Origin of the sequence: Leifsonia sp. NPDC080035 (assembly GCF_040050925.1) — a bacterium.
Taxonomy (GTDB): Bacteria; Actinomycetota; Actinomycetes; order Actinomycetales; family Microbacteriaceae; genus Leifsonia.
In genome coordinates this window covers 1,077,551-1,099,700 of record NZ_CP157390.1, presented here as the reverse complement: position 1 = coordinate 1,099,700, position 22,150 = coordinate 1,077,551, and the positions used below count along the sequence as shown (strand labels likewise).

General features: G+C 70.7%; 25 protein-coding genes. 12 read left to right on the top strand and 13 right to left on the bottom strand.

What is annotated here, in order from left to right:
- Positions 1-56: 56 nt before the first annotated feature.
- Both AAME72_RS05305 and AAME72_RS05300 read right to left on the bottom strand, forming a co-directional pair.
- Positions 57-857 (bottom strand): HAD-IIA family hydrolase, encoded by an 801-nt coding sequence (locus AAME72_RS05305; protein ID WP_348789197.1) that lies wholly within the window; start codon positions 855-857, stop codon positions 57-59.
- Between the two features lie 46 nt (positions 858-903).
- Complete coding sequence (locus AAME72_RS05300; protein WP_348789196.1) at positions 904-1,668, bottom strand: GH25 family lysozyme; 765 nt, start codon at positions 1,666-1,668, stop codon at positions 904-906.
- Between the two features lie 59 nt (positions 1,669-1,727).
- On the opposite strand from AAME72_RS05300, the gene AAME72_RS05295 reads away from it, so the two are divergent.
- Positions 1,728-2,375: a TrmH family RNA methyltransferase gene (locus AAME72_RS05295; RefSeq protein WP_348789195.1), complete on the top strand. Its 648-nt coding sequence runs from the start codon at positions 1,728-1,730 to the stop codon at positions 2,373-2,375.
- A 105-nt stretch (positions 2,376-2,480) separates the two neighbouring features.
- On the opposite strand, the gene AAME72_RS05290 is transcribed toward AAME72_RS05295, so the two are convergent.
- The 5 genes from AAME72_RS05290 to AAME72_RS05270 all read right to left on the bottom strand — a co-directional run bounded on the left by AAME72_RS05290 (position 2,481) and on the right by AAME72_RS05270 (position 7,112).
- Positions 2,481-2,897: a DUF3052 domain-containing protein gene (locus AAME72_RS05290; RefSeq protein WP_348789194.1), complete on the bottom strand. Its 417-nt coding sequence runs from the start codon at positions 2,895-2,897 to the stop codon at positions 2,481-2,483.
- Positions 2,894-3,739, bottom strand: a complete 846-nt coding sequence (locus AAME72_RS05285) for a metallophosphoesterase (protein ID WP_348789193.1) — start codon at positions 3,737-3,739, stop codon at positions 2,894-2,896. Before AAME72_RS05285 ends, AAME72_RS05290 begins: the two co-directional genes overlap by 4 nt.
- A gap of 102 nt (positions 3,740-3,841) precedes the next feature.
- Entirely contained in the window at positions 3,842-5,782 is a 1,941-nt protein-coding gene (locus AAME72_RS05280) for a YhgE/Pip domain-containing protein (RefSeq protein WP_348789192.1), read from the bottom strand.
- Entirely contained in the window at positions 5,779-6,471 is a 693-nt protein-coding gene (locus AAME72_RS05275; RefSeq protein WP_348789191.1) for a hypothetical protein, read from the bottom strand. Before AAME72_RS05275 ends, AAME72_RS05280 begins: the two co-directional genes overlap by 4 nt.
- Positions 6,468-7,112: a TetR/AcrR family transcriptional regulator gene (locus AAME72_RS05270; RefSeq protein WP_348789190.1), complete on the bottom strand. Its 645-nt coding sequence runs from the start codon at positions 7,110-7,112 to the stop codon at positions 6,468-6,470. Before AAME72_RS05270 ends, AAME72_RS05275 begins: the two co-directional genes overlap by 4 nt.
- A gap of 115 nt (positions 7,113-7,227) precedes the next feature.
- On the opposite strand from AAME72_RS05270, the gene AAME72_RS05265 reads away from it, so the two are divergent.
- From AAME72_RS05265 to AAME72_RS05255, 3 genes are all read left to right on the top strand, one after another.
- Entirely contained in the window at positions 7,228-7,506 is a 279-nt protein-coding gene (locus AAME72_RS05265) for a hypothetical protein (RefSeq protein WP_348789189.1), read from the top strand.
- The gene (locus tag AAME72_RS05260) at positions 7,503-7,862 is read left to right on the top strand and encodes a hypothetical protein (protein ID WP_348789188.1); all 360 of its coding nucleotides are present in this window, start codon (positions 7,503-7,505) and stop codon (positions 7,860-7,862) included. Before AAME72_RS05265 ends, AAME72_RS05260 begins: the two co-directional genes overlap by 4 nt.
- Before the next feature lie 129 nt (positions 7,863-7,991).
- Positions 7,992-9,278 (top strand): adenylosuccinate synthase, encoded by a 1,287-nt coding sequence (locus tag AAME72_RS05255; protein WP_348789187.1) that lies wholly within the window; start codon positions 7,992-7,994, stop codon positions 9,276-9,278.
- Between the two features lie 11 nt (positions 9,279-9,289).
- On the opposite strand, the gene AAME72_RS05250 is transcribed toward AAME72_RS05255, so the two are convergent.
- Complete coding sequence (locus AAME72_RS05250; RefSeq protein WP_348789186.1) at positions 9,290-10,570, bottom strand: GNAT family N-acetyltransferase; 1,281 nt, start codon at positions 10,568-10,570, stop codon at positions 9,290-9,292.
- Between the two features lie 344 nt (positions 10,571-10,914).
- Between AAME72_RS05250 and AAME72_RS05245 the strand changes: the two genes are divergently transcribed.
- The 5 genes from AAME72_RS05245 to AAME72_RS05225 are packed head-to-tail and all read left to right on the top strand — an operon-like array spanning position 10,915 to position 14,797.
- On the top strand, positions 10,915-11,622 hold the full coding sequence (locus AAME72_RS05245; protein WP_348789185.1) for an ABC transporter ATP-binding protein: 708 nt from the start codon (positions 10,915-10,917) through the stop codon (positions 11,620-11,622).
- Positions 11,619-13,040 carry a permease gene (locus tag AAME72_RS05240; RefSeq protein ID WP_348789184.1) on the top strand — a complete coding sequence of 474 codons (1,422 nt, stop codon included), beginning with the start codon at positions 11,619-11,621 and terminating at the stop codon, positions 13,038-13,040. Before AAME72_RS05245 ends, AAME72_RS05240 begins: the two co-directional genes overlap by 4 nt.
- A 17-nt stretch (positions 13,041-13,057) precedes the next feature.
- Complete coding sequence (locus tag AAME72_RS05235) at positions 13,058-13,372, top strand: chorismate mutase (RefSeq protein WP_348789183.1); 315 nt, start codon at positions 13,058-13,060, stop codon at positions 13,370-13,372.
- A gap of 2 nt (positions 13,373-13,374) precedes the next feature.
- Entirely contained in the window at positions 13,375-14,298 is a 924-nt protein-coding gene (locus tag AAME72_RS05230) for an SDR family NAD(P)-dependent oxidoreductase (RefSeq protein WP_348789182.1), read from the top strand.
- Positions 14,299-14,341: 43 nt separating this feature from the next.
- The gene (locus AAME72_RS05225; protein ID WP_348789181.1) at positions 14,342-14,797 is read left to right on the top strand and encodes a hypothetical protein; all 456 of its coding nucleotides are present in this window, start codon (positions 14,342-14,344) and stop codon (positions 14,795-14,797) included.
- A gap of 39 nt (positions 14,798-14,836) precedes the next feature.
- Here the strand turns inward: AAME72_RS05225 and AAME72_RS05220 are convergent, their stop codons facing one another.
- Positions 14,837-15,130, bottom strand: coding sequence for a hypothetical protein (locus tag AAME72_RS05220; RefSeq protein ID WP_348789180.1), 294 nt, complete (start codon positions 15,128-15,130; stop codon positions 14,837-14,839).
- Positions 15,131-15,212: 82 nt separating this feature from the next.
- On the opposite strand from AAME72_RS05220, the gene AAME72_RS05215 reads away from it, so the two are divergent.
- The gene (locus AAME72_RS05215) at positions 15,213-15,632 is read left to right on the top strand and encodes an organic hydroperoxide resistance protein (RefSeq protein WP_348789179.1); all 420 of its coding nucleotides are present in this window, start codon (positions 15,213-15,215) and stop codon (positions 15,630-15,632) included.
- A 96-nt stretch (positions 15,633-15,728) separates the two neighbouring features.
- On the opposite strand, the gene AAME72_RS05210 is transcribed toward AAME72_RS05215, so the two are convergent.
- Both AAME72_RS05210 and AAME72_RS05205 read right to left on the bottom strand, forming a co-directional pair.
- Positions 15,729-17,207, bottom strand: a complete 1,479-nt coding sequence (locus tag AAME72_RS05210; RefSeq protein WP_348790209.1) for a glycosyltransferase — start codon at positions 17,205-17,207, stop codon at positions 15,729-15,731.
- A gap of 269 nt (positions 17,208-17,476) precedes the next feature.
- A complete protein-coding gene (locus AAME72_RS05205) occupies positions 17,477-18,391 on the bottom strand; it encodes an alpha/beta fold hydrolase (RefSeq protein WP_348789178.1) in 915 nt (304 codons plus the stop codon).
- A gap of 71 nt (positions 18,392-18,462) precedes the next feature.
- Between AAME72_RS05205 and AAME72_RS05200 the strand changes: the two genes are divergently transcribed.
- Positions 18,463-18,900, top strand: coding sequence for a helix-turn-helix domain-containing protein (locus tag AAME72_RS05200; RefSeq protein ID WP_348789177.1), 438 nt, complete (start codon positions 18,463-18,465; stop codon positions 18,898-18,900).
- 185 nt (positions 18,901-19,085) lie between these two features.
- On the opposite strand, the gene AAME72_RS05195 is transcribed toward AAME72_RS05200, so the two are convergent.
- Positions 19,086-19,778 (bottom strand): CE1759 family FMN reductase, encoded by a 693-nt coding sequence (locus AAME72_RS05195; RefSeq protein WP_348789176.1) that lies wholly within the window; start codon positions 19,776-19,778, stop codon positions 19,086-19,088.
- Between the two features lie 14 nt (positions 19,779-19,792).
- Positions 19,793-20,980, bottom strand: a complete 1,188-nt coding sequence (locus tag AAME72_RS05190; RefSeq protein ID WP_348789175.1) for an LLM class flavin-dependent oxidoreductase — start codon at positions 20,978-20,980, stop codon at positions 19,793-19,795.
- Between the two features lie 194 nt (positions 20,981-21,174).
- Between AAME72_RS05190 and AAME72_RS05185 the strand changes: the two genes are divergently transcribed.
- Positions 21,175-22,083, top strand: a complete 909-nt coding sequence (locus AAME72_RS05185; RefSeq protein ID WP_348789174.1) for a DMT family transporter — start codon at positions 21,175-21,177, stop codon at positions 22,081-22,083.
- The last annotated feature ends 67 nt before the right edge of the window (positions 22,084-22,150 follow it).

The window sequence follows — 22,150 nt, the reverse complement described above, 5'->3', positions numbered from 1 at the left end:
GAAACCGACAACAACGTGCCCCTCGGCAAGGAGCGGCTAGGGCGCGGGCGGAGCGGCTAGAGCTCCGTCTCGATGGGCTCGCGGGCGACGAGCTCGTGCACGCCGGAGAGGATCTCGTCGGGACGGAACGGGTACCGGTCGATCTCCGCCTGATCGCTGATGCCCGTGAGCACCAGGATGGTGTGCAGGCCGGCCTCGATGCCCGCGACGACGTCCGTGTCCATCCGGTCGCCGATCATCGCCGTGTTCTCCGAGTGCGCGCCGATCCGGTTGAGGGCGGAGCGGAACATCATCGGGTTCGGCTTGCCGACCACGTACGGCTCCATGCCGCCCGTCGCTTTGGTGATCATGGCGGTCACCGCGCCGGTGGCGGGCAGCGGACCCTCGGCGCTCGGCCCGGTGGCGTCCGGGTTCGTCGAGATGAACCGGGCGCCGGCGCCGATCAGGCGGATCGCCTTCGTGATGGCGTCGAAGGAGTAGCTGCGGGTCTCACCGACGACCACGTAGTCCGGGTTCGTGTCGGTCATGATGAAGCCGGCCTCGTGCAGCGCCGTCGTCAGGCCTGCCTCGCCGATCACGTAGGCGCTGCCGCCCGGCGCCTGCGACTTCAGGAAGTCGGCGGTCGCGAGCGCGGACGTCCAGATCGACTCCTCGGGGACGTCCAGCCCGGAGGCGCGCAGCCGTGCGGCCAGATCGCGCGGCGTGTAGATCGAGTTGTTGGTCAGCACCAGGAAGGGCGTGCCCTGATCCCGCCACTGCTGGATCAGCTCGGACGCGCCGGGAAGCGCCTGGTTCTCGTGGACGAGCACGCCGTCCATGTCGGTGAGCCAGCATTCGATCTCGTCGCGTCGCGCCACGCGCACCCCTTCCGTGGGAGAGTCCGTTGGATGTGACGCCACCAGCTTATTGCCCAGAGGGTTGGCCGAGCGCCTCCAGTTGCCTGCGGGATCCCACGAAGGCGTTCAGATCGACGTACGCCTCGTCGCCGCTGTAGCCGGGGAGTCGCTCCCTGTCGGAGAACTGCCAGAACGTCCACGACCGGCCGTCGGGGAGGGAAGGCGGCAGCGCGACGGACCGGAACCAGATCGGGTTCTCGGGGTACGCGTCCTTCAGGTAGCGGTCGTACGCGTCGCCGGTCGCGTACAGGATGGCGGGGCGGCCGTAGTGCTCCCGGAGCGCCGCGAGCAGCGGGTCGAGGATGCTGCGCACCTTCTCCCGCGACGGCGGATGCGCGAAGTAGTCGCCGTAGAACTCCACGTCCACGGTCGGCGGCAGCGCGCCGGGCGTCGCCGGGACCGTGCGGAACACGTTCGCCGCCTGCGTCCGCCCTGGACTGTCGAAGCTGAGGAAGTGGTAGGCGCCGACGACGAGGCCGCTGGCGCGAGCGCCCGCCCAGTTGGCGGCGAAGCGCTCGTCGGCGTCGCCGGAGCCCTCCGTCGCCTTGATGATCGCGAAGTCGATGCCCTGCTTCGACAGCACCGGCCAGTCGATCCGCCCCTGATAGCTGGAGACGTCGACGCCGCGCACCGGATACCCGGCCGCGAAGACGCGGTTCGGCCACAGGGTCCCCGACAGGATGAGCGCCGCGACGACCGCGATCACGACGACGACGCCGGCCGCAGCCGACCCGGCGATCGTCCAGCGCGCTGCCCCCGTCCCACCCCTCACGGCACCACCCTGTCAGCGACGGCTGGGAGCCCCCGGTGCGCCGCGGCTACCCTGGATCGGTGACGTCAGACTCCCCGCAGCCCTCTCCCGCGCCGTCCCCGGAGCTGACGACCCATGGAGTCGGACCGTGGCCGGGGGAGTGGCCGCGGGAGCCCCACTACGACCCCGACCTGCTGCGCGACGGCGACACCCGCAACGTCATCGACCGCTACCGGTACTGGCGGATGGAGGCGATCGTCGCCGACCTCGACGAGCACCGGCACCCGTTCCACGTGGCGATCGAGAACTGGCAGCACGACATGAACATCGGGTCCATCGTGCGCAGCGCGAACGCGTTCGCGGCGGACACCGTGCACATCATCGGGCGGCGGCGCTGGAACAAACGCGGCGCCATGGTGACCGACCGCTACCAGCACATCCGGCACCACGACGACGTCGCCGCGTTCGTCGCGTGGGCGCGTGGCGAGGGGCTGCCGATCATCGCGGTGGACAATGTGCCCGGCTCGGTGCTGATCGAGACGTTCGCGCTGCCGCGCGCGTGCGTCCTGCTGTTCGGTCAGGAGGGGCCGGGGCTGTCGGAGGATGCCATCGCCGCGGCGGACGCGGTCGTCGAGATCTCGCAGTTCGGCTCGACGCGCTCGATCAACGCCTCCGCCGCCGCGGCCGTCGCCATGCACGCCTGGATCCTCCAGCACGTCCAGTTCTGACCGCCGCCGGGCCGCCGCCGGGCCGCCGAGCACAGGAAATGTGTCGCGATCTCGGCCGGAATCGAGCATTTTCCCTGTGCTCGGCGGCCGGCGCGGGTCGCGGGGTCAGCGGTTGGTGCGGCGCACGACGAGCTTGAGGCCGGACCAGTCGGTCGAGATGGCGGCGACCTTCACGTCCACGAGGCCGCGGGCGAGGGCGGGGTCGCGGATCAGGTTCTCGTCCAGGTCGGAGACGTGACCGGCCGCCTTGCGGGGCCACGCCGCCCACAGCATCCCGTCGGGGTGGATGCGCGCAGCGAGCGCGTCGAGCTCCGCCAGGTAGTCCGCGGCGCCGCGGTAGAAGGCCAGCACCAGCCCGACGGGTTCGGCGGAGCCGGGCGGGAGCCACTCCACCTGCGGCGCGTCGGTGTCGAGCGGCACCGCCCACCCCGGCTCCGCGTGCAGCAGCTGCGCGCGCATCCCGGGCTTCAGCCCCAGCTTCTTCCAGAGCGGGGTGCCCGAGTAGCCGGCCGCGGTGCTCACGGCCGGCCGTGCCAGCCGGAGTCGGCGGCGATGCGCGCCACCGCCTCCGCGTCCAGGTCGTAGACCGTCTCGCCGTCGTCGGGCGATGGCGCCGTGACGACGTGCACCCGGGCGACGCCGGCCACCGGCAGCTGCACGACGGCGAACCCGGAGCCGCGGACGGCGCGCTCGCGCGGCGCCGGCCAGAGCACGTCCGTGGTGTTGGCGACGGCGGGAGCGACGACGACGGGGATGTCGCGGGGACCCGCCGCCGTGACGAGGGCGTGGTGGTAGTGACCGGCGAGGATGAGCCGCACATCCCCCGCCGAGCAGACGTCGATCAGCGGCTCGGGATCGACCAGCCGCAGCGTCTCGAAGAGTCCGGTCGTCGGGGGCACCGGCGGGTGGTGCAGCACGACGATGCTGCCGTGCTCGCTCGGCGTCGCGAGCTCGTCCCGCAGCCGTTGAAGCGCGCCGGCGTCCACCCGGCCCCAGCCGGCCGCCGCGACGGTGCTGTCGACGGTGAGGATGCGGAACCCGCCGACCGGCGTGACCGTCTCGCGCGCGCCGAGCACGTCCTCGAAGCCGCCTGGCAGGTCGTGGTTGCCCATCGCGTAGACGACCCGGGCGCCCCGCTCTGCCGCCCACGGCTCCAGCCGTCCGGCGAGCAGGCGGTAGGAGGCGGCGCTTCCGTCGTCCGACAGGTCGCCCGAGGCGACGACAACGTCGACCGCCTCGAGCGTGGCGGCGCGGGCGAGCACGCGGTCCAGGGCGGCGAGGGTGTCGACGATGCCGTAGTGCAGCCGGCCATCGCCATACAGGTGCGTGTCGCTGAGGTGCAGGATGTTCAGCCGGTCGGTCACGCCGCGAGCCTAGCGTCAGCCCCCGTCATGCGAGTACGCGGACGATCCGCGTACTCGCATGTTTCGCGCGACCTTCTGCGTACCCGCGGGGCGGGATGCGGGTCAGCCGATCAGGGACGGGCGCAGGTCGCGGAGGGTGCGGAAGTGCGTCATCCGCGTCACCCCGATCGCCGCCACGAGGAGTGCGATCAGCATCCACAGCGCAAGCACGCCCGCGTCCGCCCAGGCCGTTGCCGGGTTGCCGCCGTACATGAGCTGTCGGATGCCGTCGACCGCGTACGACATCGGCAGCACGTGGTGCAGCGACGCCAGCGGTCCCGGCAGCGTCTGCCAGGGGAACGTGCCGCCCGCGGTCACCAGCTGCAGCACCATGAGCACGAGCCCGAGGAACTGCCCGACGCTGCCGAGCCAGACGTTCAGCGCGAGGATGATCGCCGCGAACGTCACCGACGCCAGCGCCATCAGCCCGTACATCCCGAGCGGGTTGTGGATGCCGAAGCCGAGCGCGCCGGAGACGATCGCGAACAGGCCGATCATCTGGACCGCGCCGAGCAGGCCAGGGGTCAGCCAGCCGGCGAGCGTGATCTTCACCGGCGAGTGCAGCGCGGTGATGGCGCGGCGGGACACCGGCTTCACGATCAGGAAGAGCGCGTAGATGCCGATCCAGCCGGCGAGGGCCACGAAGAACGGCGCGAGGCCGGCGCCGTAGGTGCCCGCCGACGTGATGGAGTCGTTCTTCAGGTTCACCGGGTCGGCGATGGTCGACGCCTGCTTCTTCTGCAGCGCGGGGGAGTTGTCGGGGATCTTCGCGACGCCGTCCGTGAGCCCGTCGCGGAGCTGCGCCGTGCCGTCGTGCAGCGTCGTGAGGCCGTCGCGCAGCTTCGTGCTGCCGTCGTGCAGAGTGCCGAGGCCGTCCCGCAGCTGGGCGGAGCCGGTCGCGGCCGTCGCGGCGCCGGAGGCGAGCTGGGAGGCGCCGGACTGCGCCTGCTGCGATCCGTCGGCGACCTGAGCGGCGCCGGAGGCCACCTGATCGGCGCCGGCGGCGAGCTGATTCACCTGGCCGACCGCCGTCTGGATGTCGCCGTTGCCCTTCTGGACGACCGTGTCGATGTCCGTGACGGCGGCCTGGACGCGGTCGATGACCGTCGGGTCGACGTCGCCGCGCGCCTTCAGATCGTCGATCAGCTTCTGGCCCGCGGCGGGGGCGTCCGCCGCCAGCTTCGCCGCCGCGTAACCCGCCTCGTTCGCCTTGCCGGCGAGCTGGTCGTTCCCGGCGGCGACCTTCGCCGCCCCGTCGCTCACCTGCTGCGCGCCCGCGGAGAGCTCGCCGAGCTTGCTCGCCAGCTGCTGGGAGCCGCTGGCGAGCTGGGCGTTACCGTCCGCGAGCTGGGTCGCGCCGGTCTGCGCGCTCGCGATGCCGTCGGCGAGCTGGGACGCGCCGGACTGCGCCGACGCCGCGCCGTCGACGAGCTTGTCGGCGCCGTCCACGGCCTTCACGAGGTTGGACCGGATGTCGGCTAGCCCGACCAGGAACTGCTGCGCGGCCTCCTCGTTCACCTGCTTGACGATGGAGGTGCGGATCTTCTCCGCGGCCTGCGTGCCGATCGTCGAGGCGAGGTAGCTGTTGGTGTCGTTGGTGGTCAGCGTCACGACGGCGCGGTGCGGGCTCTTCCCGGAGGCGGAGGCCAGCGCCGACGAGAAGTCGGACGGGAAGGTGATGCTGAAGTCGTACTTCGAGTCGTCGACGCCGCTCGTGGCGGAGCCGGCGGCGACGCGATGCCACTGGAAGGAGCCGTCCTCGATCAGCTGGTCGGCCACCTGGTCGCCGTAGTTGACGGTCTTGCCGTCGACGTCCGCGCCGGTATCGTCCACCACGATGGCCGCGGGGATGCGGTCGAGGTTCGCGTACGGGTTCTGGTTCGCCCACAGGTACAGGCCGCCGTAGAGCACGGGCACGCACATCAGGGCGATCAGCGCCACGATGGACATGGGGCTGGCGGTCAGGCGGCGGAACTCCGCCGCGATCATCTGGGGGATCTTCATGCCTTCTCCACGATCAGGTCCGGGAGATCGTCGGTGTCGTCCCGGCCCGGGTCCTCGTCGAATGTCTGGGGGTTTGTCTCGTCGAGCCGCTCGACGAGGGATGCTGCGGCGATGGCGGCCGCGGACGCATCGCCCGCGACGACCAGCACGGCGATGCCGCGGCCCGCGAGCTCGCGGGCGAATCGCCACCACTCGACCGGGTCGCCGCCGTGACGGTCGGGGGAGACGATGACGAGTCCCTCCACGCCCTTCCGCATCAGGGCGAGCTCGCTGAACAGCCGGATGCGGACCGTCGGCGGAACCGTGCCGATCGCCCACCGCGAGTACTCGGCGGCGCCGAGCTCGGTGAGCCGGCGGCCGACCGCGATGGGGTTGGAGGCGCGCCCGGCGAACATGAGCTCCTCCGCGACGATGCCCGCCACCGTGACATCGGGCGCGGGCTCGCAGACGTCGGGGGCGTCGATGAGGGCGATCCGCTTGCGCATCGCGGAGTAGTCGGTCTCGCCGTCGATCGTGACGACGCCGGCGTCCGGCCGCATCCGGCCGGAGGCGATCAACCCGAGAACGGTCGGCCGCTGCTCGGTCTCGGCGCGCGCGAGCGCGGCCTGACCGCTCTGGAACGCGGCGGTCGTCGGCGGGAGGGCCGCGTTGCGCGCACCCTTCGCCACGGAATCCAGCACGATCCTCATCGGTTCTGCACCTCTCCGAACGCCAGCTCGGGCGTCGCGTCGATCAGTTCGCCGGCCTCGCGCCAGCCGAGGCCGGCGGCGGAGAGCCCGGCCAGCATCACCAGCCGGTGACCGGTCGCGGGCGAGAGCTGCGCCCGCGTCGCCTCGTCCAGCACCGAGACCGCGGCATTCTCGATCAGGCGGGTGACGGTTTCCCTGTCCAGGTCCGTGCGGATCGTGCCGTCGGCCATCCCGCGCTGGACGGTGGTGCGCAGCCGCTCGCGCGCGGGGTCGAGCGCGGTGCCGACCAGCTCGCGGTGCGGGCCGCGGACGGCGAGCGCCGCGCTGACCCTGATGTGCTCGACCTCGGCCCAGAGGGTCGCGCCGAAGAGCGCGATCTCGACGCGCGCATCGGGATGCGAGACCGGGTCGAGCAGTGCCGCGAGGCGGGCGGCGCCCCGCGTGAACACGTCGATCAGCAAGTCGTCGCGGGACGCGAAGTGGCCGTACACCGCGCGGCGGCTGAGCCCGGCGCGGGCGGCGATCGCTTCGAGGGAGGTGTCGATGTCCTCGTTGAGCGCTGCCGCTGCCGCTGCGAGGATCGCCTCCCTGTTCGCGGTGGCGTCACGCCGGGGAGCGCGGGTGGAAGGGGCTGCGGACATGCCGTCAGTCTACTCTTCTTGCACACTACTGTGCAACTTAGTGGAGTCGTTGGTAGCGGAGTCGAAGGCTTGCATTTTGTCGTGCAAAAGAGTAGGTTCGCCCTAGCATTGCGTAATGGGGATCGACTTCACCGACAGTGCCCACAAGCACGGCATCGAGGAACGCGACGCGCTGCACGCGATCCGCAACGCCGTCTATACGAGCACCCGGGTCAAGGTGACCGACTCGGGACTGCCGGACCGTCCACGTCGGGTGTTCGTCGGACCGGAGCACGCGCAAACCGACAGATTGATCGAGGTGCTGATCGAGATGGTTGCCGGCGGGTTCGTCGTGTTTCACGCCATGCCCCTGGGCTCGTACTATCGGCGGCAGATGGAGGAGGAGAAGGGATGACCCTCTCGAAGAAGGAGCAGCGGCGGTACGAGGCGATGGCTTCGATCGAGGAACGCGCCGACGGCGTCAGCGAGACGGGTGAGAGCGCGCACGGCGCCGATGCGGCAGCGCTGGGCGAGCAGCTCCTGCTTGAGGCGCTCGGCAGCCCCGAGGCAGTCGAGCGACGGGTCGGGCGCCCCCGGGTCGACTCGGAGGGCGAAAAGGGCACAGCATCGCCGATGATCCAGGTGCGGATCTCGGCGGCACGAAAGCGGGATCTCGAGCGGCTGAGGGTGGAGACGCGCAGCAAATCCACGTCGGACGTGATTCGGGCAGCGATCGACGAATACGTCGAGCGCCACCGTTTGAGCGCCTAGGGCTTCCGCGTGCGTGGAAGCTCGGTCATCGGCCCGCCCGGGAAACCCCCGAACGGGTCGCGATAGGATCGAGTGCGACGGTCGTCCGCGTGGCGCCGGCGCGATCCATCCATCGAGAGGACCGAAAACGTGCCCGCGATCGTGATCATCGGCGCCCAGTGGGGCGACGAAGGCAAAGGAAAAGCCACCGACCTCCTCGGCAGCCGCATCGACTACGTCGTCAAGTTCAACGGCGGCAACAACGCCGGCCACACGGTGGTCGTCGGAAACGAGAAGTACGCGCTGCACCTGCTGCCGTCCGGCATCCTGACCGACGGCGTCGTGCCGGTCATCGCGAACGGCGTCGTGGTCGACCTCGAGGTGCTCTTCCAGGAGCTGGACGGTCTGATCGCTCGGGGTGTGGACGTCTCCCGCCTCAAGGTCAGCTCCAACGCGCACGTCATCACGCAGTACCACCGGACCATCGACAAGGTGACCGAGCGCTTCCTCGGCAAGCGCCAGATCGGCACCACCGGACGCGGAATCGGACCGACCTACGCGGACAAGATCAACCGCGTCGGCATCCGCATCCAGGACCTCTTCGACGAGAACATCCTGCGCCAGAAGGTCGAGGGCGCCCTCGACCAGAAGAACCACCTGCTGGTGAAGGTCTACAACCGCCGCGCGATCGGCGTCGACGAGATCGTCGACGACCTGCTGAGCTACGCAGAGCGGCTGCGCCCGATGGTGGTCGACTCCTCGCTGCTGCTGCACGAGGCGCTGCAGGACGGCAAGTACGTGCTGTTCGAGGGCGGCCAGGCGACCATGCTGGATGTGGACCACGGCACGTACCCGTTCGTCACGTCCTCCAGCTCCACCGCGGGCGGCGCGGCCACGGGGTCGGGCATCGGCCCGAACCGTATCGACCGGGTGATCGGCATCGTCAAGGCGTACACGACCCGCGTCGGCGCCGGTCCGTTCCCGACCGAGCTGTTCGACGAGTGGGGCGACTTCCTGCGCGAGCGCGGCTTCGAGTTCGGCACCACCACGGGCCGTCCGCGCCGCACCGGCTGGTACGACGCCCCGGTCGCCCGCTACACGGCACGCATCAACGGCGTGACCGACTTCGTGCTCACGAAGCTGGACACGCTGACCGGCATCGAGCGCATCCCGGTCTGCGTCGCGTACGACGTGGACGGCGTGCGCCACGACGAGGTGCCCGCCTCGCAGAGCGACTTCCATCACGCCACCCCGATCTACGAGGAGTTCCCCGGCTGGACCGAGGACATCAGCGGCGCCCGCACGTTCGAGGACCTCCCGAAGAACGCGCAGGACTACGTGCTCGCCCTCGAGGGGATGTCCGGTGCTCGCATCTCGGCGATCGGCGTCGGCCCCGCGCGCGACGAGATCGTCGTGCGCCACGACCTGATCGACTGAGCGCTTCCCGCTCAGAACCAGGTGCTGAGCCGGGGCGGGGTCGCGGTGCGGAAGAGGCGGTCGAGAGCGTCGGCGTCGCCGGTGATCCGGCCGGCCAGCGCAAGGCCGGGCGCGGTGGCGTGCCCGAGGTACACGCTTCCGAGCGAGGCGATGGGGAGGCTGACGTCGGCCTCCGCATCCGTCGCCTCCACGGTCGCCGCGCCGTCGGCCACCCGCAGCCGGAACCGGCCGGCTGCGAAGCCGAGGTCGTCGATCACGTCGAGCACGAGCTCGCCGTCGCGCTCGTAACGCCGGGCGGTGAGGGCGGCGGGCACATCCAGGATGCGCACCCAGAGGTGGTCCTCGACGCTCGCGAGCTTCGCGCCGCGCACGTCGGAGACGAGCGCGGGCAGCGGCTCGTCGACGCCGCGAGTGTAGGCGCGGACCTCGGCGACGAGGTCCAGCTCCAGCAGGAACCGCCAGAGCGCGAGCAGCGCCGCGTCCGTCGCTGCGGCGAGGTATACCACCTCGACCGAGTGCTTGGTGAAGTCGTCGTTCCCCTTCACGATGTAGCTGACGAAGCCCTCCGGCTCGCCGTCGACCGAGTCGTAGCGGACGAGGCGGTAGCGGTTGGGGTCCTCGCTGCCCTTGAGCGGCCCGATCAGGCGCTCGGCCAGGTACGGGCTCAGCGCGATCTCGCCCGGTCGCCCGGCCATCACGCGATCCAGGACCGCCGTCGCGGTCGCGCGGTACTCGTCCGGCTCGGTGAACGCGAGCCGGCCGGGGGTGTCCGCCCCGGCCCAGCGGACGCGCTTGGTGTCGACGCGCCACTCGCCGGCGAACGTCGCCGGGCCGAAGCCCCAGCGTCCGTAGATCACCGACTCCGACACGGTCAGAATCGCGAGCGGCACACCCAGCCGGTCCGCCGTGCGCAGCTCTGACCCGAGCAGGGCGGTGGCGATCCCGCGGCGGCGGTGCGTCGGTGCGACGGTCACGGAGCTGATCGCCCACGCGCCCACCTGCTCCCCGCCCGGCACCGTCAGCGGCGCGACCCACGAGTTCACCGTGCCCACCGGCGAGGTCGCGGGATCGTCGTAGACCGCCGTCGTCCGCCGGTCGGCGAGGAAGCCGCGCGCCTCCTCCAGCACCTCCGGCGTCGGGCGCTCGCTGTGGAAGCCGCGGAAGTCGGCGGCGATCCACGCGTCGAACGCGGCGCTGTCGGCGGTGTCCACCAGCGCGAGGCGGAGGCCGGATGCGGCCAGGTCGCGGGCGGAGCGGTCGTCGACGGGTGCGGTCAGGAAGGTCTCGCTCATGCCCTCCACCGTATCGACAGGGCGCGCCACCCGCACAGGCCCGCGTTCCCCGCCATCCGCTCCGGAGTTGTGCACGCTCAGACGCGGCGTGTCGCGGGAAGAAATCCGGGACGGATGGTGAGGGAGGCGGGAGCGGCGCGGCCGGGACGCGCTAGCGGTCGGCCTGCTCGACAGAGGCGATGGCCGCGACGGCCGCGCGCTCGCCCTCGGGCGTGACGGCGAGGACCTTCGCATCGCGCAAGCCCGTGTCGTACCCGGGCATGACATCGCGCGGATGACGCAGCGCGCCCAGGATGACCCTCCCGGCGGATGTGCCCCCCAAGGCGGCCGGACAGGCTGGATGCATGACCACAACGCCTCCCGCCCCGCCCGCCCTGTGGGCCTCGGCTCTCCACAAGTCCTACGGCGCCGCGATCGCCCTCGCCGGCGTCGACTTCCGCGTCGCCCCCGGCGAGTCGGTCGCGATCATGGGCGCGTCGGGCTCCGGGAAGACGACGCTCCTGCACTGCCTCGCCGGCATCGTCCGGCCCGAGGCGGGAAGCGTCGGTCTCGCCACCGCGGCCGGGCCTGTCGACGTCACCGCGCTCGGCGAGTCCGAGCGCTCGCGACTGCGCCGGGAGGCGTTCGGGTTCGTCTTCCAGCAGCGCCTGCTGCTGCCCGAGCTGACCGCGGTCGAGAACGTGGCGCTTCCGCTGATGCTCTCCGGCATCCCGCGCACCGCCGCCGAGCAGAACGCCGCCTCCTGGCTGGCTGCCCTCGGGCTCGCCGGTTTCGAGCAGCGGCGCATCGGCCAGCTCTCCGGCGGGCAGGCCCAGCGCGTCGCGATCGCCCGCGCCCAGGTGACCGGCGCGGCCGTCGTCTTCGCCGACGAGCCGACGGGCGCGCTCGACTCGCACACCTCGGCGGAGGTGATGGATGCGCTGATCGCCTCCACCACGGGCCGCGGCCGCTCGCTCGTCGTCGTCACGCACGACGAGGACGTCGCCGCCCGCTGCGCCCGCGTCGTGCGCCTGGCCGACGGCCGCATCGTCGACGAGGCGGTGACCCGGTGAACGCCGCGTCGTCCGCCGTGCCCGTCCCGGGCGCCGCCCCCGGCGCGCTCTCCGGCATCGCAGGGGCGCGCGCCCCGCGTCCCGTCGTCGTCCTGCGGCTGGCCTGGCTGTTCGCGCGCCGTGGCGCGGCCGACCGCTCGACGATCGTGCTCCCCGTCGTCGCGTTCGCCGTGGCGACGGCGCTGCTGCTTATCGTGGCGGGAGGCGCGCAGGCCTTCTTCTCGTGGACGGGGGAGACGGCGTTCCTCTACCAGATCCTCGCCGTCATCGCCCTCGCCCTGCTTGTCGTGCCGCTGGCCGCGCTCGGCGGTTCGGCCGCCCGTCTCTCCGCTCGGCGCCGCGACGATCGCCTCGCGGGGCTGCGGCTCCTGGGCGCGACGCCCGGCACCGTCGCCGCGCTCACGGTGCTGGAGTCGACCGCTCTCGCGCTGACCGGCGCGCTCGCCGGCGTCGTGCTCTACCTCCTGGCGGTGCCGCTCGTCGGCCTGATCCCGTTCCGCGGCGAGCTGCTCGGCGGATCGGTGCTGCTCGGCGCCGGCTGGATCGCCCTCGCGGTGCTCGGCGTCGCCGTGCTCGCGGCCGTGAGCGCGTCCCTCGGTCTGCGGCGCGTCGTCCTCTCGCCGCTCGGCGTGCGCACCCGCGATCAGGCGCCCCGGATGCACTGGGTGCGCATCCTGGTCGGGCTCGCCGTGGTCGGCGTCGTCTTCGTCGCGATGAACCTGGTGCAGGCGGCGGGCAGCGCGATCGCGGTCATCCTCATTCTCGGCATCGGGTTCGGGGCGGCCGTCGGGGTGCTGAACCTCGTCGGGCCGTGGGCCATCCGGCTGTTCGCCTCCGGCCAGGCGAAGCGTGCGAAGACGGTCCGCGCGCTGCTGGCGGCCCGCAGCATCCTCGAGTCGCCGAAGGCCGCCTGGCGCCAGGTGTCCGGGGTGGCGATGACGAGCTTCATGGCGGTCTTCGCCGGTGTCGGGGTCGCCCTGCTCGGAGTGGCCGCGGGCGAATCGTCCGACCCGCAGACCGCGATGCTGGTCGCGGACATCAGCACCGGCATCGTGATCACGGTCGTCGCGTCCTTCCTGATGGTCGCCTGCTCGGCGGGGGTCAACCAGGCCGCGGCCGTGCTCGACCGCCGCGACCTCTACGTCAGCCTCGACCGGCTCGGGATGCCGCCCGTCGAGATGGATGCTGCACGCCGTCGCGCCGTGCTCGCGCCGCTCACCTTCACCACCGTGGTGTCGGCTCTGACGGCGGCGGTCGTGGTGTTCCCGCTGGCGGGACTCAGCCTGCTCCTCTCGCCGCTGACGATGCTCGTGGTGGTGGGCTGCCTCGCAGCCGGCATCGGCCTGGTGGCGCTCACCCTCAGGACGACGCGACCGGTACTCCGGCGCGTGCTCGCAGAGACGGCTCCGACCCTGTGACGCACTAGGGTCGAACCATGGCTGAGAACGAGGAGACGGCGGACGCGATCGCGCGGTTGACGAGCATCCGGCAGAGCATCGACAACATCGATGCCGCGGTCATCCACATGCTCGCCGAGCGCTTCAAGTTCACGCAGCAGGTCGGCGCGCTGAAGGCCGCCCACGGCCTCCCGCCCGCGGACCCGGCGCGCGAGCAGGAGCAGATCCAGCGCCTCCGGGCCCTCGCCGAGGAGAGCCACCTCGACCCCGCGTTCGCGGAGAAGTTCCTGAACTTCATCATCGCCGAGGTCATCCACCACCACGAGCGCATCGCCACCGAGAACGGCCGCTGACCGTGGTGTGGAACCCCGCCGAGCTGCCGGACGCGCACGGGCGCACCGTGGTCATCACCGGCGGGAACGCCGGGGTCGGCTACTTCACCGCCGAGCAGCTGGCGGGCGCGGGCGCCCACGTCGTCCTCGCCTGCCGCGACCCCGAGCGTGCGGAGGCGGCGGTCGCGGCCGTCCGCAGGCGCGTGCGCGGGGCGAGCGTCGAGGCGACGCCGCTCGACGTGACCGACCGGGCCTCCGTCGATGCGCTCGCCGACGCGCTGCTGGAGCGGGACCGGGTGGATGCGCTGGTGCTGAACGCCGGGATGGTGCATCCTCCGCGCGAGCGGACCACCGACCGTTATGGCAACGAGCTGGTTCTCGCGACGAACGTGCTCGGCCACTTCCGCCTCGTCGCCCGCGCGCTGCCCGCGCTGGAGCGCACCGGCGCGGCCCGCGTCGTCACACTCGGGTCGCTCGCGACGCGACTCGGCCGGCTGCGCCTCGACGACATCCAGCTCGAGCACTCGTACACCTCGTGGCGGGCGTACTCCGGGTCCAAGATCGCGGCCCAGGCCTTCGGCTTCGAGCTCGAGCGGCGGCTGCGGGCCTCCGGGAGCAGCGTGAGCAGCCTGGTCGTGCATCCCGGGTACTCGACATCGGGCCGGACGCCCGGCATCCGCGGCGTCAACCAGCCGAGCCGGGCCAAGCGCTTCGCGGACAACCTCCAGGCCGCGTGGACGCAAGGCAAGGACCACGGCGCGTGGGCACCGGTGCGAGCCGTCCTCGACCCGGATCTGACAGGCGATGACTACCTCGGCCCGGTCGGCCGGACCAAGGGCGTACCGACGTACGCGCATCCCACCCGGTTCTCGCGTTCCCCGCGCACCGGCGCCCGCCTCTGGCCGTTGCTGGAGGCGGCGGCCGCCCAGCGCTTCGATGTTCTCTGACCTTTCGGACTTTGCGGCCTGATCGCGGCGATACTCTCGTTGCGTGGGCTTCTCACCGGTGGGTCTGATCGTGGGGCTCGCGGTGCTCGCCCCCAACCTGCTGCTGGTGCTGTTCCCGCCACGCACCCCGCCGCCGACGGCGCACGTACCCCGTCCGCTCGGATGGATCGAGCGAGCGGGCCAGGCCCTGTGCCTGGTCGTGCCCGCGATCACGCAGCCGGGCGCACTCGCCGGATGGTGGGCTGTCCCCGTGTTCACGGCACTGGCGGGCTACTACGCGCTGTGGGGGCGGTATCTGCTCGCCGGCCGGGAGGGGATGATGCTCTACCGGCCGTGGTGGGTGGTCCCCGTGCCCATGGCGATCCTCCCGGTCGTGGTGTTCCTCAGCAGCGCGGCCTGGCTGAGCAACCCGCTGATCGCGCTCGCCGCAGGGATCCTCGCGGTCGGCCACATCCCCGCGTCCGCGATCATCGCCGGGACCGCGCGCACCCGCGCCTGACGGAGGCCATGCCGACCTGCGGTCGCTGACGCTCAGGCGTCAGTCGAGGACGACGATGGAGAGCAGGCGCTGGCCGTCGGGCACGGCGGCGCGCAGCGCGTCGCGGGCGGCCGCGTAGTCGGCGCCCTCGGCCTCGACCTCGTTCACGGCGGCCGGGCGGATGAGACCGGTCGCGATCACGCGGCCGCCGCGCGGCATCGCGTTGTGCACCTGCAGCAGCTCGTAGCCCTCCGGCACCTGCTCCTCGACGAGGGACCGGGCGGTCTCGGCGTCGTCGGCCTCCGCCGTGACCTCGCTCGTCTCGCTGGCCTGGACGAATCCGCGCACCTTCATCCCTCAAAACTATCGCGTTATACACCCGGCCCCGACCGATGCCTCCCAGCGCGCATTCAGTCCGCTGGGATGGGCTGAATGCATGGAAATCGCCTACACCGCCATCGCCCACGCCACCGGGGGTGGCCGCGACGGCCACGTCCGCAGCGAGGACGACCTCATCGACATGGACACCCGCCCGCCCCGCGAGCTGGGCGGATCCGGCGAGGGCACGAACCCCGAGCAGCTCTTCGCGGCCGGCTTCGCCGCGTGCTTCCTGAGCGCGCTGCACGCGGTCGGCCGTCAGGAGAAGCTGGACACCACGGACGCGGCCGTCTCCGCGAGCGTCGGCATCGGCGGCAACGGCGACGGCGGATTCGGCCTCGCGGTGGAGCTGGACGTCTACGTCCCGCGGCTCGGCCGCGAGCAGGCCGAGCAGGCGGTCGAGAAGGCGCACCACGTGTGCCCGTACTCGAACGCGACGCGCGGCAACGTGCCGGTGAAGCTCACCATCGTCGACTGAGGCCGGATCGATCGCTTCCGGAGTTCTTCCCGCGTTTCGTCGGCGCGTCGCGTGAACAACTCCGGGAGCGATGGAGGCGAGGATGCCGAGGTCGCGTCACTCGGTGGCGACGCGCCCGACCTTCTCCGTCTTGTCCCAGCGCGCCTCGGCGCCCGCGAGCTCCTTCAGGTAGGAGTCGAAGGTGATCGCGCAGAGCAGCGAGCCGTAGCCCGCGAGGTAGATCAGCGCCGGCGCGAGCCAGCGGCCGGCGCGTGTGCGCTCGGCGACGCGCGCGAGCCAGGCGACGAGCATCGAGAACGGGATCCAGATGTAGATCGCCAGCGTGAGGGCGAACAACGCACCCTCGCTGAGCGTCACACCGAACAGCCCGGGCAGCCACTCCAGCATCAGTGCCGGGAACAGCGCCGTCAGCATCACCAGCATGTTGACGATGCCCGGGAAGAGCAGGATGTGCCCGAGCTCCTTCCTGCTGGTCCTCGCGTCCGTGAGCGAGCCGAGGATGAGCACGAACAGGTAGGCGAGCGCCGCCGAGATCCAGAGGACCCGGAACACCGCGGTCGCGAAGCCGCTCTGCAGGAACAGAAGTCCGGCCAGCCCGATGGACGAGGTCACCATGATCAGCGGCAGCAGCCACAGGCTGAACCAGACGATGCCGAACGTCCACGCCCCGAGGTGGTGCACCTTCGAGGGCCGGAACCAGATCTTCGAGTAGCGGGCGGTGACCGAGACGTTGCCGCGCGCCCAGCGCAGCCGCTGCTTCCAGAGGGCGTCGACCGCGCGGGGCTCCTCCGCAAGCACGTGCGCGTGCGGCTCGAAGACGACGCGCTTGCCGTGCAGCTGGGTCTCGAACGTGGTGATCGTGTCTTCGGCGAGCGTCGTCGTGTCCACGCGGCCGCCGATCGCGACGAGGTTCTCCCTCGTGTGCAGCTGCGCTCCGCCCGCGAGGCAGGCCTGCGCTCCGAGCACGTTCTGGGCGCGGCGCGCGGCGGGCTGGGAGAGCACGTACTCGACGCTGACGAACTTGGTGAGGTAGTTGCGGTCGCGGCTGCCCTCACGGATGTACGCGGAGACCGCGCCGACCTCCGGGTCGGCCAGGTGCCTCGTCATCCGGCGCAGCGAGTCGGGCAGGTAGATGACGTCGGCGTCCATGACGAGCAGCGCCTCCATCCAGTCCTCCGCCAGGATGCGCTCGATGCCGTGGTTGAGCGTGTGCGCCTTGCCCTGGCCGCCCTGCTCCCGGCGCAGCAGGAACACGTTGCCCGGGTACCGCTCGGCGCGGCTGCGCACCACGTCCGGGGTGTCGTCGGTGCTCGCGTCGTCGACCACGTAGATCCGCAGCGCCTCCCGCGGGTAGTCGAGCGACATGAGCCTGTCGATGGAGGCGCCGATCACCGCGCCCTCGTTCCAGGCGGGGACCACGATCGCGACCCGGGGCAGGTACGGGGCCGCCTTCCTGTAGTGGTTGATCCAGGCGTGGAACGGGATGACCACGAAGGTCGCCGCGGCGGCGACCACCGGAACCAGCCCGGTCAGGGCAAGGATCAGGCAGACCACGATCCCGATCCACTGCAGCACAGCCACGACGTCCACCCTTGCTCCCCTCGGTCCACCGCCACACTACCCGGGCCCCGGCGCGGGATACGCGGAAGCGGGCCCCGTGTGGACAGGCCCGCTTCCGTCGTGACTCTGGAGGAGGCACAGAGAGCCGGGGAAGGAATCCGCTCAGGCGCCTGCCTCCCGAGCGAGCCATCGGTCGCCAAGAGAACCGTGGGTCTCTCAGGCCGGGCGAAGGCGGATCGTTACGCGAAGCCCCCGCATGAGAAGCCCTTGTAGGAGTCGAGGCGTCATGCGAGGAAGCCGGCGATCAGCTGGGCCACGCGTTCTGGGGCATCCTCTGGGCTGTAGTGGCCGGCGTCGGGTAGTTCCTCGATCCGCCCGCTGGGGAAGGCTTGTGAGAACAGGGGAAGGAAGTGCTTCGGGTCGAGGGTCGAGTCGGCTGTTCCCCACACCGCAAGGGCTGGCGTGTTCGCGAGCTGGGCTGCGATCGCCGGGGTCGGCTGTTCGAAGACGTGCTGGCCGGTGGCGAAGCCGAGAGCCCAGCCGATCGCCCCGCGACATTCCTCCGGACTGCCGAAGGCTGCACCGTACGCTTTGATCCACGTTGGCGTGATGATGCTGTTGTCCTCGAAGCCGTTCAACTTCAGTGTGCTGAGGATGTTGTAGTCCAAGTGCTGGAGGATGGGCTCCAGGTCGCCTGAGTTGTGTGCGTTGACGATCCACTGGAACCACGGCGATGTCGTGCCATTGGCGGTCAGGACGTCAAGAAGGTCCGGCTGTCCCAAGGGTGTCGGAGCGTTGACCGAAACGACCGCTGCGATCCGGTCGGGGTGGCGAACCGCGAGTCCCATGCCAACAGGGCCACCGAAGTCGTGCATGACGAGGGAGATGCCTCGCACGTCCAACTCGAGAACGAGAGCCTCGAGGTTGCTGATGTGGTCTTGCAGCCAGTAGCTGCGATCCGAGGGTGTCTCGCTCTTGCCGAACCCCATGTGGTCGACGGCGATCACCCGGAATCGCTTGCGAAGGGCCATGATCTGCCGGCGGAACAGATAGCTCCAGGTTGGCTCGCCGTGCAGCATCAGGACGACGGGGGCGTCCGCTTGCCCCTCGTCGATGTAATGCATCCGAAAGCCGGGCGCTGAGGAGAATCGGGGAGGGAATGGGTAGGTGTCATCAAAAGTGGCATCTGCGGGGATCACGGTCGACCATCCTTCGTTTAGTACTAAGATGCTACTAACCGTACAGGAGTCGCCGAGGTGGAGAAGCTGAGATGGTGAAGCGCGTGACGCATGTGGAGTCGGCCTGCGGGATCGCACGGTCGGTCGACATCATCGGGGACGGATGGTCCCTGCTGATCGTGCGCGACGCCCTGGAGGGGGCGAGGCGGTTCCTCGATTTTCAACGCGCATCCGGCGTCTCGAAAACGATCCTCTCGACTCGGCTGCGGCACCTCGTCGACGCGGGCGTGATGCGGATCGACGAGCGCGACGGACACCACAATGAATACGAGCTCACGGATAAGGGCCGTGATCTGTTCACCGTTTTAGTGGCACTCCGGCAATGGGCGAACATCTACACGTTCGACCCGGAGGAAGAGCGGGCGGAATACATAGACACCGTGGCGGGTGACCCGCTTGCTGCGATCGTCATCCGCGCGGCGGATGGTCGCGCCATCGGACCCGCGGACGCGACGGTCGCGCGCCCCTGACGGCAGGCACGTGCACGGGAGCGGCGGCGTCCGTCGTCGTCGATTCTCTGTGCTCACGCCTCTACGATGTCGTCGGTGGCTCGAAGCCGCTCGCGTCGCACCACTTCCGGGTCCTGAGCGGTTCCCCGGCCTGATCGCGTCGATCCTGGCCGGGGGCGTGGCTCGATGGCGCTGAACGACACCCTTCAGGCGCGGCCGGCGCCCAGCGACCCGCCGGTCGCCAGCCGCATCAGGTCGGAGCTCAGGTCGATCCCGAGCTCGTTCCCGCCCGCCGAGCCGAACTCGTGCTGGTAGCTGTTCCAGGACGTGTCCTTGATCTTGGACTCGACGCCGCTCTCCATCAGCACGACGAGCTCCCTGGCCGCCCGGTCGATGCGCTTGCCGAGGGAGTTGTCCTGCCAGTCCTCGGTCGAGGCGAACACCGAGGTGGGCGTCGTCATCGTGCGCAGGAACGCGAACATCGAGCGCATCTGCTCGTCGACGACGAGGGCGTGACGCGCCGTGCCGGCGGTCGCGCCGAGCAGCACCGGCTTCGCGATGAGCAGGTCGTTGTCGATCACCTGGAAGAACGAGCTGAACAGCCCGCTCGGGCCGGCCTTGTAGACCGGCGCCGTCGCGATGATGCCGTCGGCGGAGGCGAGCGCCTCCACCGCCTTCGTGAACTTCGGGCCGAGGTGGCCGGAGGCAAGCGCGCCGGGAAGCTCGGGCAGCACGTCGCGCAGATCGATGTGCACCGTCTCGACGGTCCGGCCGTCGCGCTGCGCGTTCGCCTCCACCCGCAGGGCCAGCCGGTCCGACAGCATCTTGGTGGACGACGGATCGCTGACGCCCGCGTTCACCACCGCGACGCGGAACGGTCGCTGCTCGATGTCGCTCATCGTCTCGTCCTCTCTCAGAGCACCGGGTAGTCGGCTTCGACGGACTCGTCCGTGTCCTGGTACGGCGAGCCGCCGGTCACGTTGTCGCCGCGGTTGGCGTTCGGGCGGGGCTGGCGGGCCTCGCCGTCGCCGTACTTGGCCTTCACGAGGGAGGCGTGGGTCGGCGCCTCGGGCGTCTCCGGGTCCTTGCGCGCCTCGGTCTCCTTGCGGAGAACCGGGATGACCTCCCCGCCGAGCAGGTCGAGCTGCTCGAGCACGGTCTTCAGCGGGAGGCCGGCGTGGTCCATCAGGAACAGCTGGCGCTGGTAGTCGCCCGCCCACTCGCGGAAGGTCAGCGTCTTGTCGATGACCTCCTGCGGGCTACCGACGGTCAGCGGCGTCGCCTCGGTGAACTCCTCCATCGTCGGGCCGTTGCCGTAGACGGGCGCCTCGTTGAAGTACGGCCGGAACTGATCCTTCGCATCCTGCGAGTTCTTGGCGATGAACGCCTGGCCGCCGAGGCCGACGATCGCCTGCTTGGCGGTGCCGTGGCCGTAGTGCTCGAAGCGCTCGCGGTAGAAGGCGATCAGGCGGGCGTAGTGCTCCTTCGGCCAGAAGATGTTGTTCGCGAAGAAGCCGTTGCCGTAGTACGCGGCCTGCTCGGCGATCTCCGGCGTGCGGATGCTGCCGTGCCAGACGAACGGGGGCACGTCGTCAAGCGGTCGCGGTGTGGACGTGAAGCCCTGCAGCGGGTTCCGGAACCGGCCCTCCCAGTCGACGACGTCCTCGTGCCACAGGCGGTGCAGGAGGTTGTAGTTCTCCAGCGCGAGCGGCAGGCTCTGGCGGATGTCCTTGCCGAACCACGGGTACACCGGTCCGGTGTTGCCGCGGCCGAGCATCAGGTCCATGCGGCCCTTGGAGAGGTGCTGGAGCATCGCGTACTCCTCGGCGATACGCACCGGGTCGTTCGTGGTGATCAGCGTCGTGGACGTGGTCACCGTGAGGCGCTCGGTGAGCGCCGCGATGTGGGCCAGCAGCGTGGTGGGGGAGGACGAGAAGAACGGCGGGTTGTGGTGCTCCCCGATCGCGAAGACGTCCAGCCCGACCTCCTCCGCGTGCTTCGCGATCGTCACGATCGCGTCGATGCGCTCCGCCTCGCTGGGGGTGACACCGGACACCGGGTCGCGGGTGATGTCGCTGACGGAGAAGATTCCGTACTGCATGGCTGGCTCCTTACGAGTTTGTTCTCGCCGTTTCTATGCAAACGCATACAACGTCCCACCGGTGGAAGTATTCCCGCCTCCCAGTCTGGCGTCAGGATGCGGATCCGGCCATCCATCGCAAACGCACGGCCGGATTCCGACGCCGCGTCCGATTCCGCGTGCCGGCGTCGGTGGCTGCCGCTAGCGTGTCCGAAGTGAAGGTCGCGCTGCAGTTCGTCGCCATGGGTCTCATCTGGGGCGCCAGCTTCCTGTTCATGAAGGTGGCGCTGGAGGGCGTCGCGTTCGGGCAGGTCGCCTGGGCGCGCCTGGTCTTCGGCGCGATCACGCTCGGGATCATCATGTTGCTGACCCGCAGCCGCCTCCCGCGCGAGCCGATCGTGTGGCTGCACTTCCTGGTGGTCGGCGTGACCTACTGCGTCATCCCGTTCCTGCTCTTCGCCTGGGCGGAGCAGTACGTCTCCTCCAGTCTCGCGAGCATCTACAACGCCGTGACGCCGATCACCACGGCCATCCTCGCCACGGCGGCGTTCCGCGTCGAGCGGCTGAACCGGGACCAGGTGCTCGGTGTGCTCGTCGGCGTGGTCGGCGTCGTCGTCGTGGTGGGCCCGTGGAGCATCGCGGCGCTCTCCGGGAGCCTGTGGGGGCAGCTGGCCTGCCTCGGCGCCGTCACCTGCTACGGCTTCAGCTTCGGCTACATCCGCCGGTTCATCAGCCACCGCGACATCCCGGCGACGACGACCGCGTTCCTGAACATCGGGCTGGCCGCCGTCGTGATGCTGCTGCTCACGCCGGTGGTGGCGTGGCGCCCGATCGAGTTCAGCTGGCCGGTGCTGCTCAGCCTGCTCGCGCTCGGCGCGCTGGGCACGGGCGTCGTCTACATCTGGAACATGAACGTGCTGCGCGCCTGGGGCCCGACGGCGACGTCGGGCGTCACCTACGTGACGCCGGTCGTCGGAGTCGCCCTCGGCATCCTGGTGCTCGGCGAGCACCTGACCTGGAACGAGCCGGTGGGCGCGGTCGTGGTGCTGGCAGGCATCCTGCTGACCCAGCAGCGCGTGCGCCTGTTCACCCGCCGCCAGGCCGAGCTCGTCCCGACCCACTGACCCGTACCGTCCGGCCGCTGCGGCAGCCGCCGAGTACGAAGATCCTCCGCGTACTCGCCGGTTTTCG